Here is a 14,164-nt window from a genome sequence, read left to right as displayed (position 1 = left end):
AAGGCGACGCCTATCGTTCGGGGATGAGGGCCTCACGCACTGCGTCGCAGCATGCGCAGCCTAGCGCAAGGTGCCGGTGCGATACATCCCGCATTCGCAGGTTCGCCCGGCTTTTGCTTCCGAAACGGCAGGATTGCGGTGCTGACGGGCTGTTAACCATCTTTGCCTTCTAATTGACGGAAATGAGCGGTCTTTACGCCTTGTACGCAGAGCCGCACCTCCGAGGTCGCGCCGAACTATGCATTTCACGAAACCCTGCCTCCTGATTGGCGCATTGTTCCTGGCGCTGCTCGCCCCCGCTGCGGCGCAGCAGGCCGCGAGCGGCGAGCGCAGCCTCGTCTCCGGCGGTCTCACCCGCGAATACATCCTGCACATACCGAAGGACGCGCCGCCGGGCCCGAAGCCGCTGGTCATCGCCCTGCACGGCGCCTGGCAACCGGCCGGCGTGATGCAGCGCTATCTCGACCTCGACAAGGTGGCCGACCGCGAGGGCTTCATCGTTGCCTATCCCAAGGGCCTGAACCTCCTTTGGAACGACGGGCGCGCGACCGTCGCCGGCATCATGCCGATCCTCTACCCGCGCGACGATGGCCGCTTCGTCGTCGATGTGCTGGAGAGCCTCGAGGCGGAAGGGCTGGTCGATCCCAGCCGCGCCTATCTCATGGGCTTCTCCAATGGCGGCTTCCTCACCGCCTTCGTCGCCTGCCGCTACGCCGACCGCTTCGCCGCCTATGCGACGATGATGATGACGGTGCCCGTGGGCTATTCGGAAAGCTGCAAGCCGGCGCGCCCGCTGCCCATTCTCATGATGAACGGCACTTATGATCCCATCGTGCCGATGTTCGGTCGCCCGACGCCGGGCGCCCGGCTGATGTCCGCCAGCGAGAGCGCGGCGCTGTTCGCGCGCATCGACGGCTGCGGCACGCCGGTGGAGACCAGCGCGCCACATGCCCGCATCCTGCGCTGGGAGGGCTGCGCCAATGGCTCGGCGGTGGCCTTTTACGAGATCGCCGGTGGCCACCAGCCGCCCTCGCAGTCGACCGACGCGGCGGATGCGCTGGCCGCGCTGCTGCTCGGCCCCCGACGCTCGGGGCTCGACGCGCCCGAGGAGATCTGGTCCTTCTTCAAGCGGTTCACCCTGCCCCTGCCGGACGCGCCCGACGCCGTGCCGCTGCTCGCCGGCAACCCTGTGGTGGCGCCCGGTGGCGGAGAGATGTCCACGCGCGCCTTGGCCATGGCGCCGACCGCTCAGCCTGCTGTGATGGCGACGGCGGCACGCGCGAGCGCGCCGACCACCGCCGGAGCCGCCCGACCAATCCTGCAGAACCCGGATTCGCTGGCAACCGCCTGGCAGGGCATCGCGCCCGCGAGCGAGACCGGCGCGGAAGGAACGGGAAGCCCCGTGACGGCGACGACGGCCGCCCCGCGCCTCGCTTCCGTGCCGCTTCCCACGCCCTCGCCGCTGCGCCCGCGCCGGGCCACGAGCCCGCCCGCGCCCCAGTCGGTGAGCCTGCAATAGGCCGCGGCTGGAAAGCCTCGGGCAAGCCGCGCCATGCTTTTGCCGTGAGACCCGGCTTTACATCACCGCTCGGATCGGGCGGCGCAGGGTTGCCGCGCCGCCTCGGGTTGACGGCACCGGCCGTAGACGGCATCGTCCCGGCCGCCCTCGTCAGAGGGTACTGACCAACCGCCGAATCGTTGCGCCCGCTCTGGCGAGCGCCGGTATGAACCAGAGCGAACAAGGCGTCGCCCACCGCCGCGAGGCGGAAGGCAAGGCGCCGGACATGAGTGGGGATTGGCCTGTTGGAGACTCGTCGCGGACCAAACGGCCTACGTCACTCGCGTGGCGCGGCGTTCGATCTGGGTGATGAGCCGCCGCTCGGTGTCGATGGCGATGCCGAGGAGCCGATCAACCGCCGTCGCATTTCCATTCGCTGGCTGATGGCCACGCTGCTCACCGGCATTTGCGGCGCCGGACTGATGGGCGGGGCGGTCTATGCCGCGCTCGATGGCGAATACCGCTTCGCGCAGATGCCGGAGACCGTGCGCTCGGCCCTGCGCGGCGCGCTAGCGGCCGGCGAGCGCCCGTCCAACACCGCCCGCAAGGGCGACCGCATGTCCATCCTGTCGGAGACCTTCAGCGCCAAGCAGACGCTGCGCATCTCCACCACCAGCAAGGATGGCGACCGCGAGGTCATCAAGGTCCGCCCGGTCATCAAGGTCGCCTCGAACCTCGCCCAGTCGGTCACCGCCGCCTCGGTCGACGTGCCGCGCTTCAACCCGGCCAAGCTGATCGCCGATTCCACCGCCGACGACGACAATGACGGCCCGCAGGCGGAGCCCACCGGCGACATCACGCTGGTCATGCGCGACCTCGCCTCCATGCCCCCCAGCACGAAATTCGCGGCCGAGCTGCCGATGGAGGACGTGCTGATGAAGGTGCGCGAGAGCGCCGAATTCAGCCTGCCGACCGACAGCCGCACCCCGGCGCTGGCGAATTTCGGCGGCGCGCTGGGTTTCCCGCCCGCCCCCGGCGCGGACCCGGCGAGCGCCCTTGCCCAACCGGACAATTACTCCTCCATCGACAAGTCCGGCGACGACGCCACCGGCGGCAATGACTGGAGCGAGCGCGCGGTGGTCGCCAAGAAGGGCGACACCATCGTCTCCATCCTCGTCGGCCTCGGCGTGCCGGAAGTCTCCGCCAAGGCGGCCTCCGGCGCCTTCGTCGCGCGCGACTTGCAGGGCCCGCTGGCGGAAGGCATGCGCCTCAAGGTGCTGCTCGATGCCAGCAGCAGCGCGGTGATCCCGGTGCGCGTCGCCGTGTTCAACGACAATGGTCACCAGGGCACCATCGCCTATTCCGACACCGGCCGCTTCCTCGCGGTGCAGGAACCGGCCGACACCCAGGTCGCCGATATCGGGCCGGATGACGCCGATGGCGATGCCGATGGCGGCGGGCGCGGCGGCATCACGCTCTATGAGAGCATCTGGGAGACCGCGCTGCGCCATGAAGTGCCGCGCCCGGTCATCGAGAGCATGATCCGCGTCTATTCCTTCGACGTCGACTTCCAGCGCCGGGTGCGCGCGGGTGATGCCTTCGAGGTGCTATACGAGCCCGACGAGGCGGGCGGCGCCGGCGGCGTGATGTATGCCGGCCTCACCGTCAGCGGCGAGGAGCGGCGCTATTACCGCTACCAGACGCCCGATGACGGGCTGGTCGACTTCTATGACGACGCCGGCAAGAGCGCGAAGAAGTTCCTTGTCCGCAAGCCGCTCTCCGGCGGCATCCTGCGCTCGGGCTTCGGCATGCGCCGCCACCCGATCCTCGGCTATAGCCGCCTGCATTCCGGCGTCGACTGGTCCGACCGCGTGGGCACGCCGATCTACGCCGCCGGCAATGGCGTCATCAAGAAAGCCGCCTGGACCTCCGGCTATGGACGGCGCATCGAGATCCAGCACGCCAACGGCTATGTGACGACCTATTCGCACCAGTCCGGCTTCGCCAAGGGCATCCGCGAGGGGCTGCGCGTGCGCCAGGGCCAGCTCATCGGCTATATCGGCTCCTCCGGTCTCTCCACCGGCGCGCACCTGCATTACGAGGTGCTGGTGAACGGCCGCTTCGTCGATCCCATGCGCATCCGCCTGCCGCGCGGGCGTGCGCTCGACGGCAAGATGCTGGCGAGCTTCGAGGATGAGCGCGAGCGCATCGACACGCTGCTCAACCACAACGCCCTGCCCAAGGTCGCCTCGGGCGGCACGGCCAGCCTCGACGATTCCAACTGATGCGGGACGTGTTCTGATGCTCGACGGCCCGCACCTCGCCCCCCGTTCCGGCCGCCCGGCGACCTCGCTCGTCGTGCTGCTGCACGGCTATGGCGCGGATGGGCGCGACCTGATCGACCTCGGCCAGATGTGGGCGCCGCTCCTGCCCGACGCCGCCTTCGTCTCCCCGCACGCGCCGGAGCCGCTCACCATCGCCCCGGTCGGGCGGCAATGGTTCGGCTATGTCGAGCGCAACGATGCCGAGCGCTGGGCGGGCGTGCAGAGCGCCCATGCCGCGCTCGACGGCTTCCTCGACGCCGAACTCGCCCGCCTTGGCCTTGGCGGCGACCGGCTGGCGCTGGTCGGCTTCAGCCAGGGCACGATGATGGCGCTGCACACCGGCCTGCGCCGCAAGGTCGCGCCGGCCGGCATTGTCGGCTTTTCCGGTATCCATGTGCTGCCGGGCGAGCGCGGCATCCCCGCCTTCGATGGCGAGATCACCGCCCGCCCGCCGGTGCTGCTGGTGCATGGCGACCGCGACGAGATCATCGCCCCGCCCTATCTCGCCCGCGCGGTGGAAAGCCTGTCGGCGCGTGGCATCGCGGTGCGCTCGCACCTCGCCCCCGGCCTTGGCCATGGTATCGATCCGGTCGGCCTGCGCCTCGCCGGCGCCTTCCTCGCCGACGTCCTGAAGGGCTGATCGCCCCGAGGCCGAGCCGGCCTGCGCGCGGGTGTGACCCCGCGCCCGCCATTCGCCGCTTCACAAGATTGACACGCTAAGAATAGACTATCGCCGTGCGTCAGACGGCGCCGAGTCGTCGAGCTGGCGCCCTTTTGCAGGGAGCGAGTGTTGACGGCGACATTGTCTCCGGGTGCCTGGCCTGCCCTCGTGCTCAATGCCGATTATCGGCCTCTGAGCTATTACCCTCTCTCGGTCTGGTCCTGGCAGGATGCGATCAAGGCGGTGTTCCTCGACCGGGTGAACATCGTCGAATATTACGAGCGCCAGGTCTCCAGCGCGACCTTCCAGATGCAGCTGCCGAGCGTCGTCTCGCTCAAGGCCTTCATCCGTCCGTCGCGCCAGCCGGCCTTCACCCGCTTCAACGTGTTCCTGCGCGACCGCTTCACCTGCCAGTATTGCGACTCGCGCGACGACCTCACCTTCGACCATGTGATCCCCCGCTCACGCGGCGGCCAGACCACCTGGGAGAACGTCGTCGCCGCCTGCTCGCCCTGCAATCTGCGCAAGGGCAGCCGCATGCCGGTGGAAGCGGGCATGATCCCGCGCCAGCGCCCCTTCCAGCCCTCGGTGTTCGATCTGCACCAGAACGGCCGGCACTTCCCGCCGAACTACCTGCACGACAGCTGGATGGACTATCTCTACTGGGACACCGAGCTCGACCCATAGGCCCGGCCCGGTGCCTCCTTACGGCTCGCGCCGAGTCAGCGCGCCGCCGCCCCGCGCAGGGCAACCAGCGTCAGCGCCACCGCGATGAACGCGTTGTAGCCGGCCAGCGACAGGCCGAAGAGCCGCCACGGCGCCTCGTCGCAGCGCACCACCCGCGCCTGCTGCAGGCTGTCGAGCATATTGCCGCCGCCGAGCGCCGGCCCGCTGCCCGAGCACGCCGTCGGTCCCTGCCAGAAGCCCCATTCGACGCCGGCATGATAGATGGCCAGGCACGCCGCCAGCGCCATCAGCATGGCGGTCAGCGACAGCGCCATGCGGGCGAAATTCGCCTTGCCCGCGCTCGCCAGTGCCACCGCGACCAGCGCCAGCGGCACGCCGACATAATAGGGAATGCGCTGTTCGAGGCAGAGCGGACACGGCGCCAGCCCGACCACGAGCTGGAAGTACCACGCCCCCGCCAGCGTGCCGGCCGCCGCGATCGCGACGATGAGCCCGGCGGCGATCTGCGTCAGCCGCAGCGAGGGGGAGGCGGCCGGAGCGTTGGCGGGCGAGGCGGCGCTGGGCGGGACGGCGCGGGTCATGGCGGGATCCGTGGGTTTCAGGTGCGGTACAACTAGTCGCCCGGCGCGCCGTTGCAAATCACGAGTGGTCGCGGGCGGTGGAGGCAGGTGGGGCGGATGCCCGCACGCACCCGCCACGCGTCGGCTGGAACGGCCTCCACCACGACCACCGTCATCCCCGGGCTTGACCCGGGGATCCACGACTTGGACGGGTGCATGCGGACAGGAAGTCGTGGATGGCCGGGTCAAGCCCGGCCATGACGGTGTATTGAAAGCAGCGACGCTCCCGTTCAAGCGACGCGGCGACGGCAGCGGCTCGCCTCCACCATCGCATCTCACGGCCCCCACCCCTCGCAACGTCATCCTCGGGCTTGGCCCGGGGATCCACGACTTTGACCGGGCGCATGAGCGGGCAAGGAAGTCATGGATGGCCGGGCCAAGCCCGGCCATGACGGCGTGTTGGGGCAAGCACCATTCGAGTTTAGGCGGCGCGACCACGGCGGGCGCCCGGCCCGGTATCGCCGCCCCCACCCCTCGCGACGTCATCCCCGGGCTTGGCCCGGGGATCCACGACTTTGACCGGGCGCATGAGCGGGCAAGGAAGTCATGGATGGCCGGGCCAAGCCCGGCCATGACGGAAGGTCGGGTACGAACCCGCCCAGCGCGTGCCATCCCTCACGCTGACGGTGGCGCCATGGGCCCCCTCGACGCACGCAGGCGGGAACACAGGCCCCCTCACCCCCCGCGCAGAAAGCGCAGGGCGCGCGCCATCGCGGTGGGAAGAACCGAGGCGTGGTCCTCGCCCGCCAGGAGGGTGAAGCGGATATCCGCCGCGGGGCCGAGCTCGGCCGCTACCGCGGCGGCGAAGGCGGTGGCGCGGGAGACCATGCCGCGCGCGGCGCGACGGGCGGCCATGTCCGTGCTCAAGAGGCCGCCCTGCTGCCAGGGCGCCATCGCCTCCTCCCATTCCCCGACCATCATGGCGAGCCGCGGCGCTGTGCCCGCCTCCCGCCGCTCAGCGAGCCCCTGCCGCAACCGGGGCTCGTCCCACCAGAGGGACGGGCTCACCGCGACATAGGCGGCGAAGGCGGCCGGGTCGCGCAGCGCCACGTCGAGCGTGAACCAGCCGCCGAGCGAATGGCCGAACAGCAGGTGGCGGTTGGAATCGAGCGGCAGTTCGGCGGCGAGGCGCGGCTTGAGCGTGCCTTGGATAAAGGCCAGCAAGGCGTCCCTCCCCCCGGTCGGGCGGGACGGAGCGCTGCCCTCCCGCATCTCGGCGCTGGGCCCGGTTGTGAAATCGAAGGTCCGGCGCCGCCGGGTGTCCTCGTCCTCGGGATAGCCGATGCCGACCAGCACAGCCTCCTCGATGCCCGTGGCCTGCGTCCGGCCGGCGCCGCGCCGCATCACCTCGGTGAAGGTAGCGAAAGCGGCATTGGCATCGAGCATGACGATCAGCGGAAAGCCGCCGGGCGGGGCGGGGCCGCGCGGCCGGGCGAGGAAGATGCGCCAGGGCGCGCCGCCACCGGGGGGCATGAGATCGAACCATTCGGCATCCGGCACGATGACGGCGGGCATCGGGGCTCCCTTGCGCCTCCCGCGCCGGCAAGCCCGGCACGGCCCCTGCTCTAGACCATGGCGCCGGGCGCGCAAGGGGGAGGGCGCGGCGGGAAGCCACGCCGGCGGCACGCGCGGCCCGGCGTGACACAGCGGGCAGAAGGGCGGGGCGGCGGCGGGGGACGTGGGGGACTTCCAGACTGAAACGATTCTAAGGAATTTGCTTTCCCTTGCAGAAGCTTGACCCCCTCCGGCCCCTCATGCAGAACCGCTGGACCCGTCGCGCGGCCCGGCCCGCGGAGACCCGCATGACCGAGACCTCGCCCCCCATCGCGTCCCCTGCACCGCCGCCCGCGACGCCCGAGGCCGCCCCGCACGCGACCGCGCTCGCCGCCTATGCGCGGCTGGTGCGCCGGCGCGTCGCCATCGTCATCGGGCTCGGCGCGCTGATGCTGGTGGCGCTGCTGTTCGACATCGCCACCGGCCCCTCCCGCCTGCCGATCGCCGATGTGGTCGCCGGCATTCTCGACCCCGCCTCGCTCGACGGTCCGGCCCGCGTCATCATCTGGCAGGTGCGCCTGCCTTATGCGCTGATGGCGGTGCTGGTCGGCGCGGCGCTGGCGCTCGCCGGGGCGGAGATGCAGACCATCCTCAACAACCCGCTGGCCAGTCCCTTCACGCTCGGCGTGTCCTCCGCCGCCTCCTTCGGCGCGGCTCTGGCGCTGGTGCTGGGCGCGAGCGTGCCGCTGCTGCCGGGGGAATGGAACCTGCCGCTCTTCGCCTTCCTCTTCGCCTTCGGCTCGGTGCTGCTGCTTCAGGTGCTCGCCGGACTGCGCGGCACGGGGGTGGAGACGCTGGTGCTGTTCGGCATCGCGCTGGTCTTCACCTTCAACGCGCTGGTGGCGCTGATCCAGTTCGTCGCCAGCCAGGAGGCGCTGCAGCAGCTGGTGTTCTGGAGCATGGGCAGCCTGTCGCGCGCCACCTGGGGCAAGCTCGGCGTGCTCGCTTTGGTCACACTGGTCACCACACCGTACTCACTGGCCGCCGCCTGGCGCATGACCGCGCTGCGCCTCGGCGAAGACCGCGCGCGCTCTTTCGGCATATCCGTCAAGAGGTTACGGTTCTTCTCGCTGTTGCGCGTCAGCCTGCTGGCGGCGACCTCGGTGGCTTTCGTGGGCACGATCGGCTTCATCGGCCTAGTAGCCCCCCACCTCGCCCGAATATTAGTCGGCGAAGATCATCGATTCTTCTTGCCTGCCAGTATGTTAGCGGGAGCGACGGTGATGTCCCTGGCCTCGGTGGCGTCGAAGACCATTGTTCCCGGCGCCTTGTTACCGGTCGGCATTGTCACGGCGCTGGTCGGCGTGCCCTTCTTCATGGCGCTCATCTTCGCACGCCGGGAGCGACTGTGATGGCCCTGCATGTGGAGGGGCTGTCGGTCGGCTACGGCAAGCGCCATGTCATTGATAAACTTGATATTCCTGCCATTGAAGGCGGGCAGGTCACCGCGCTGATCGGGCCCAACGCGGCGGGGAAGACCACGTTGTTGCGGGCGCTGGCGGGGTTGGTCAGTGCAAAGGGAACGATCCGGCTCGATGATATCGAGCTGACGGCGCTGTCCATCGCCGGCCATGCGCAACATGTTACCTACATGCCGCAGGCGTTGCCACAGCGTGTCGCGCTGACCGTGCTGGAGGCGACGCTGAGCGCGCTGATGTCGGCGAGGGGCGACGCCCTGCCCGCCGCGCAGGCGCGTCTCAAGGCCATGCAAGCCCTTGAGCGGCTTGGGATTTCGGATCTCGCCCTACGTGGCCTCGACGAGCTCTCCGGCGGCCAGCGCCAGCTCGCCAGCCTCGCCCAATCCATCGTGCGGGAACCGCGCGTGCTGCTGCTGGACGAGCCGACCAGCGCACTGGATATCCATCACCAGTTGCGGGTGATGCAACTGGTGGAGGAGCTGGCGCGCGAGCGGGGCATCATCGTCATCATCGTACTCCACGACATCGCCCAGGCGGCGCGTTACGCGCAGCGGATTATCCTGCTGGAACAAGGCGCTATCGCCGCCGACGGTAGCCCGGCACAGGCGATCACCCCGGCGACGCTGGCCCGCGTCTACAAGGTCGAGGCGCGGGTCGAGCCCTGCTCGCGGGGCTTCCTGCAGGTGATCGTCGACCGCGCGCTTTAGTCGTCGGATCAAACACTTAGCCGCGCAGCGTGGCGCCGCCATCGACATAGAGATCGGTCATGGTGATGTGGCTGGCGCGGTCGGAGAGCAGGAACACCACGGCTTCGGCTACCTCATCGGGCGTCGCCAGCTTGCCGAGCGGAATGCCGGCCTTGAAGGTCTCCGGCGTGCCGGCGATGACGCGCGCGGCGCCGTTCTCATCCGCCCACATGCCGGTCTGCATGGGCGTCAGGGTCGAGCCCGGCGCGACAATATTGCAGCGAATTCCGTGACTTGCGAGCTCCAGCCCGAGGCAGCGGGTGAACATGGTGGCGGCGGCTTTGGAGGCGGCGTAGGCGGCCATGGCGTGGCGGGGAATGCCGGCGGCGTTCGATGATACCGTCACGATGGCGCCGCGCTTCCTCGCCTGCATGACCTTCGCGACCTCCCGGCTGACGCGAAAAACCCCGCCGGCATTGATACTTAGCACCCTCTCCCACTCGGCATCGGTGAGCTCCGTCACCACCGTGTTGGAGAGCACGCCGGCGACGTTGGCGAGGAGGTCGATGGGGCCGATGTGGTGGACGATCAGGCCAATGAGTGCAGTCACATCCATGCTGGAGGACACATCCAGCCGGAACGGGATCACCGCGTCGCCGAACTCGCTGGCGAGCGCCTTCACCCCGTCCTCGTCACTATCGGTGGCGACGACGCGGGCGCCCTCCTCCACGAGGAGCCGCACCACCGCCGCGCCGATGCCGCCGGCGGCGCCGGTGACCAAAGCGAGCTTGCCGTTCAGACCGCTGTCGCGCATGTCGGCTCCTTGAAATCTTGCCCCGCCAGCAGGCGGGCGAGCGCGGGGGCGATATGCGCGGTCGCCTCCGGCCCGGTGAGATGGGCGTGCAGCGCCGGCACCTCGATCACCGCGACGTCATGGGCATAGGCCCGCCACTGCTCGGGGGAGAGATCGCGGCCCTGATGGTCGAGCCCGGCGCGCATATGGGTGATCGTGCCGTCATAGCGGCGGTGATGATGGCCGCGCACGAGCCGGTTATTGCCGGCGACCACCCGCACCACGCCGTCGAGCGCGGCATCGGGCAGGCGCCCGAGCGGGCTGTCGGAGGCACGCAGGAAGGCGAGCACGGAGGCGCGGTTGAGCGCCAGCGCCGGCAGCCGGTCCGGGTCATGGCCGGCAATGGCGATCAATGCCTTGAGCGCGCCGTCCTCGCCGGGGTCGGGCTCGCCGCGCCAGACATCGCAGGGGTAGGAATCGAGCATCACCACCAGCCCGACGTCGCCGCCGAGGTCGCGCAGCCGCACCGCCATGGCTTGCGCGATGATGCCGCCGACCGACCAGCCGAGCAGGTGATAGGGGCCTTCCGGGCGGATGGCCCGGATGCGCGCGACATAATCGGCGGCCAGCGCTTCCAGGCTCGAAGGCACCGCCCCGTCCGGCGCCAAAGCGGGCGCCTGAAGCCCATAGACCGTGCGGCGCGGCTCAAGCGTGCGGGCGAGCCGGCCATAGCACCAGGAAATGCCGCCGGCCGGGTGGATGGCGAAGAGCGGCGGCAGAGCGGGATCGCCGGCCACCAGCGTGATCAGCGGATCGAGCCCACCATTGCCGGCCCCATCCTCGCCCTGCCCTTCCGCGTCGATCAGCCGGGCGAAGCCTTCGACGCTCGGCTGGGCGAACAGCGCGCCAAGGCCGGGATCGCGGCCGAACGCCTCGCGCACCCGGAGCAGCAGCGCGACGGCGGCCAGCGAATCCCCGCCCAGCGTGAAGAAATCATCTTCCGCCGCGATGGGCGTGGCGAGCTGAAGCTGGTCGGCGAACAGGGCGGCGAGCCGCTGCTCGGTCGGCGTTTCCGGCGCGCGCTGGCCGGTCCCCGCGAAATCGGGAGCGGGCAGCGCACCCCGATCCAGCTTGCCATTGGCGTTCACCGGCAGCGCGTCGAGCGGCACGAAGGCGGCGGGCACCATATAGTCCGGCACCTTGGCGGCCACGCGCGCCTTGAGCAGAGCGAGGTCCGCACCGGGCTCGGGCACGACATAGGCGACGATGCGCTTGGTGCCGCGGTCCTCGCGCGCGACGATGCCGGCCTGCCGAACAAGGCCGGAGGCCATCACCGCCGCCTCGACCTCGCCAAGCTCGATGCGCAGGCCGCGTATCTTGATCTGGTGGTCCGAGCGACCGAGATAGACCACCGCGCCATCCGGGCGCAGAAGGGCGAGATCGCCCGTCGCGTAGATGCGCTCGCCCGGCAAGTGAGGGTCAGCGACAAAGCGCTCGGCGGTGAGGTCCGCCCGGCCGAGATAGCCGCGCGCGAGCTGCACCCCCCCGAGATAGAGATGACCCGCCACCCCCGGCGGCTGCGGGCGGCCCTGCTCGTCCAGCACATAAAGCCGCGTGTTCCACACCGGAAAGCCGATGGGCACGGGGAGCGAGCGGTCGTCGCGCGCGGCCGGCCAGTAGCTCACATCCACCGCGGCTTCCGTCGGCCCGTAGAGATTGTGCAGCTCGGCCGCCAGCGTGCGGTGGAAGCGGTCGCGCAGATCCGCCGGCAGTTCCTCGCCGGAGCAGAACACGCGGGCAAGGCTCAGCCCCTGCGCGCTGGGCTCAGCGAGGAAGGCGGCGAGCATGGAGGGCACGAAATGCGCGGTGGTGATGGCCTCGGCGCGGATGAGGCGGGCCAGCGCGACGGGATCGCGATGCGCCTCGGGCGGGGCGACGACCAGCAGGCAGCCGGTGAGGAAGGGCAGGAAGAACTCCCACACCGACACGTCGAAGGTCGCCGGGGTCTTTTGCAGGATGATGTCGGCGGGCGTGAACGCATAATGCGCCCGCATCCATTCCAGCCGGTTGACGATGGCGCGGTGCCCAATGACGACGCCCTTCGGCTCGCCGGTCGAGCCGGAGGTGTAGATCACATAGGCCGCGTCACCCGGCTTGGGGCCCGCCAGCGAGTTGCCGGCAGGCTCGCGCGGCCAGGCGGCGGGCGTGAGCACGGGAACGCCGGCAAAGCGCGGCGCATCGCTTTCGCCGGCCAGCACGAGCTTCGGGGAGGCGGAGGCGAGGATGCGGGCGAGCCGCGCATCCGGCTGGGCGAGATCCACCGGCAGATAGGCCGCGCCCGCCCGGATGATGGCGATGAGCGCGATCACCAGTTCCAGTGAACGCGGCAGCGCCACCACGACAATGTCTTCACGGCCGATGCCGCGAGCGGCCAACGCCTCGGCCAGTGCGCGCGAGCGGGCGTCGAGCGTCGCGTAATCCAGCGTCTGACCCTCGAAGCGCAGCGCCGGCGCGTCGGGCGTCTCCCGCATCCGCGCCTCGATCAGCGCGGCGAGCGTGGTGTCGGGCACGGGATGATCGGTCGCGTTCAGCGTCACCAGCGCCCAATGGGCTTCCTCGGGCGTCGCCGTCGGCACTGCCTCAAGCGTGTCGGCGGCGCTGGCGGCAGCAATGAACTGCGCGAGGCGCGCGGCATGGGCGGCGACCTCAGCGGCGTCGTAAAGCGCCGGGTTGGCATCGACCTCGAGCCGCAGCCCATCCGTGCCGTGCAGGCGGAAGGTGAAGGTGATGTCCTCCACCGGCCCGGTGCTCAGCACCTCCAGCCGGCTCTCCAGCCCGGCAAAGCGCGGCTTCTCGTCGAAAGGCAGCAGGTTGATCAGCGGGCCGTGCAGGCGCCGCTGGCCGCCAATGAGCTTGAGGTCGCGGCGCAGCTGCTCGCTGCGGTAACGCCCGTGGCGGCGGGCGCGGGTGAGGTTTTTCGCGACGCTGGCGAGATAATCCGGCAAGGGTGCGCCGGCGGGGACGGCGACGCGCAGCGGCAGCACATTCATCAGCATGGCCGGCACGCGGGCGGCCGCGCTGCCCATGCGCGCCATGAAGGGCACCCCGACCACCACCTCGGGCGTCGCCGTATGGCGCTGCACATAGGCGGCGGCGAGCGCGGTGACGACATCGGGCCAGGGAACGTTCACGCTGTCGCCCAGCGCCCGCAGCCGGGCGAAGGCGGTGCGGTCGATCTCCACCGCATGGCGGTGAAAGGTGAAGGCGCTGATCGGCGTGCCCGGCGCGAGGCTCGCCACTTCCGGCCGGTCGGCAAACAGGGACTGCCAATAGGCGGCATCCGCCGCGCGCTTGTCCGAGGCGCGGTAGGCGGCGTCTTCCTCCAGCGCCACGCGTACGGGGGGCGGGGGAGTGCCCGGCGTGTTGCCGGAGCGGGCGGCGTTGTAGAGCTCCGCCACGCGCTGGGTGAGCAGGATCATGCCATAGCCGTCAATGGCGAGATGGTGGACGCGCTGCTGCCAGATGTGCCGGTCAGGACCGAGCACGAACAGCCGCTCGGCGGCGAGCCTGTCGCGCACCGGGTCCACCGCGGTCGCCATGTCGCGTGCGATGTCGGCCTGCGCCGCGGCGAGCGGATCGGGCGCGGCGGAAAGGTCGATCACCTCCAGCCCCGGGCGGCGGGCGGGGTCGACACGCTGGCGCGGGCCGGTGGGATCGTCGATCAGCGCCAAAGCGAGCGCATCCGCCTCGATAACCGCCTGCGCCAGCGAGCCCTCAAAGGCGGGGCGGTCGAGCGGGCCGGTCAGCTCGATGTACTGGCCGGTATTGAACAGCGGATTGGCAGGGTCGAGCCGCTGCGCGTACCACAGCCCCGCCTGCGCCTCGGCAAGCGGAAAACTTTCCCCCGATGCCCCCGCGTTCAT

General features: G+C 70.2%; 10 protein-coding genes. 6 read left to right on the top strand and 4 right to left on the bottom strand.

What is annotated here, in order from left to right; all coding sequences use genetic code 11:
* Window positions 1-238 precede the first annotated feature (238 nt).
* The 4 genes from OU996_RS06600 (at window position 239) to OU996_RS06585 (ending at window position 5,170) form a co-directional block, all read left to right on the top strand.
* Window positions 239-1,519, top strand: coding sequence for an alpha/beta hydrolase family esterase (locus OU996_RS06600; protein ID WP_267584838.1), 1,281 nt, complete (start codon window positions 239-241; stop codon window positions 1,517-1,519).
* Window positions 1,520-1,803: 284 nt separating this feature from the next.
* Window positions 1,804-3,783, top strand: a complete 1,980-nt coding sequence (locus tag OU996_RS06595) for a M23 family metallopeptidase (RefSeq protein ID WP_267584837.1) — start codon at window positions 1,804-1,806, stop codon at window positions 3,781-3,783.
* A 16-nt stretch (window positions 3,784-3,799) separates the two neighbouring features.
* The gene (locus OU996_RS06590; RefSeq protein WP_267584836.1) at window positions 3,800-4,462 is read left to right on the top strand and encodes an alpha/beta hydrolase; all 663 of its coding nucleotides are present in this window, start codon (window positions 3,800-3,802) and stop codon (window positions 4,460-4,462) included.
* 150 nt (window positions 4,463-4,612) lie between these two features.
* Window positions 4,613-5,170 (top strand): HNH endonuclease, encoded by a 558-nt coding sequence (locus OU996_RS06585; RefSeq protein ID WP_267584835.1) that lies wholly within the window; start codon window positions 4,613-4,615, stop codon window positions 5,168-5,170.
* 35 nt (window positions 5,171-5,205) lie between these two features.
* Here the strand turns inward: OU996_RS06585 and OU996_RS06580 are convergent, their stop codons facing one another.
* Both OU996_RS06580 and OU996_RS06575 read right to left on the bottom strand, forming a co-directional pair.
* On the bottom strand, window positions 5,206-5,751 hold the full coding sequence (locus tag OU996_RS06580) for a disulfide bond formation protein B (RefSeq protein WP_267584834.1): 546 nt from the start codon (window positions 5,749-5,751) through the stop codon (window positions 5,206-5,208).
* A 714-nt stretch (window positions 5,752-6,465) separates the two neighbouring features.
* Window positions 6,466-7,305 (bottom strand): alpha/beta hydrolase, encoded by an 840-nt coding sequence (locus tag OU996_RS06575; protein WP_267584833.1) that lies wholly within the window; start codon window positions 7,303-7,305, stop codon window positions 6,466-6,468.
* A gap of 287 nt (window positions 7,306-7,592) precedes the next feature.
* Between OU996_RS06575 and OU996_RS06570 the strand changes: the two genes are divergently transcribed.
* Together OU996_RS06570 and OU996_RS06565 are read left to right on the top strand one after the other, a co-directional pair.
* Complete coding sequence (locus OU996_RS06570) at window positions 7,593-8,696, top strand: FecCD family ABC transporter permease (RefSeq protein WP_267584832.1); 1,104 nt, start codon at window positions 7,593-7,595, stop codon at window positions 8,694-8,696.
* The gene (locus OU996_RS06565) at window positions 8,696-9,469 is read left to right on the top strand and encodes an ABC transporter ATP-binding protein (RefSeq protein ID WP_267584831.1); all 774 of its coding nucleotides are present in this window, start codon (window positions 8,696-8,698) and stop codon (window positions 9,467-9,469) included. Before OU996_RS06570 ends, OU996_RS06565 begins: the two co-directional genes overlap by 1 nt.
* 16 nt (window positions 9,470-9,485) lie before the next feature.
* Here OU996_RS06565 and OU996_RS06560 read toward each other — a convergent pair whose 3' ends face one another.
* Complete coding sequence (locus OU996_RS06560; RefSeq protein WP_267584830.1) at window positions 9,486-10,262, bottom strand: 2,3-dihydro-2,3-dihydroxybenzoate dehydrogenase; 777 nt, start codon at window positions 10,260-10,262, stop codon at window positions 9,486-9,488.
* Complete coding sequence (locus tag OU996_RS06555; protein ID WP_267584829.1) at window positions 10,244-14,164, bottom strand: amino acid adenylation domain-containing protein; 3,921 nt, start codon at window positions 14,162-14,164, stop codon at window positions 10,244-10,246. The genes OU996_RS06560 and OU996_RS06555 overlap by 19 nt, the downstream gene beginning before the upstream one ends.

This window comes from Ancylobacter sp. SL191 (assembly GCF_026625645.1).
In the GTDB taxonomy this organism is placed as follows: Bacteria; Pseudomonadota; Alphaproteobacteria; order Rhizobiales; family Xanthobacteraceae; genus Ancylobacter.
Note: the sequence above shows the minus strand (reverse complement) of the source record. Positions and strands in the feature narration are given on the sequence as shown.

What these genes read in the sequence shown, in the direction of transcription:
- OU996_RS06560 (WP_267584830.1), bottom strand. Translation starts at nt 10,262, where the DNA reads ATGCGCGACAGCGGTCTGAACGGCAAGCTCGCTTTGGTCACCGGCGCC.
- OU996_RS06590 (WP_267584836.1), top strand. Translation starts at nt 3,800, where the DNA reads ATGCTCGACGGCCCGCACCTCGCCCCCCGTTCCGGCCGCCCGGCGACC.
- OU996_RS06570 (WP_267584832.1), top strand. Translation starts at nt 7,593, where the DNA reads ATGACCGAGACCTCGCCCCCCATCGCGTCCCCTGCACCGCCGCCCGCG.
- OU996_RS06555 (WP_267584829.1), bottom strand. Translation starts at nt 14,164, where the DNA reads ATGAACGCGGGGGCATCGGGGGAAAGTTTTCCGCTTGCCGAGGCGCAG.
- OU996_RS06580 (WP_267584834.1), bottom strand. Translation starts at nt 5,751, where the DNA reads ATGACCCGCGCCGTCCCGCCCAGCGCCGCCTCGCCCGCCAACGCTCCG.
- OU996_RS06565 (WP_267584831.1), top strand. Translation starts at nt 8,696, where the DNA reads ATGGCCCTGCATGTGGAGGGGCTGTCGGTCGGCTACGGCAAGCGCCAT.
- OU996_RS06600 (WP_267584838.1), top strand. Translation starts at nt 239, where the DNA reads ATGCATTTCACGAAACCCTGCCTCCTGATTGGCGCATTGTTCCTGGCG.
- OU996_RS06575 (WP_267584833.1), bottom strand. Translation starts at nt 7,305, where the DNA reads ATGCCCGCCGTCATCGTGCCGGATGCCGAATGGTTCGATCTCATGCCC.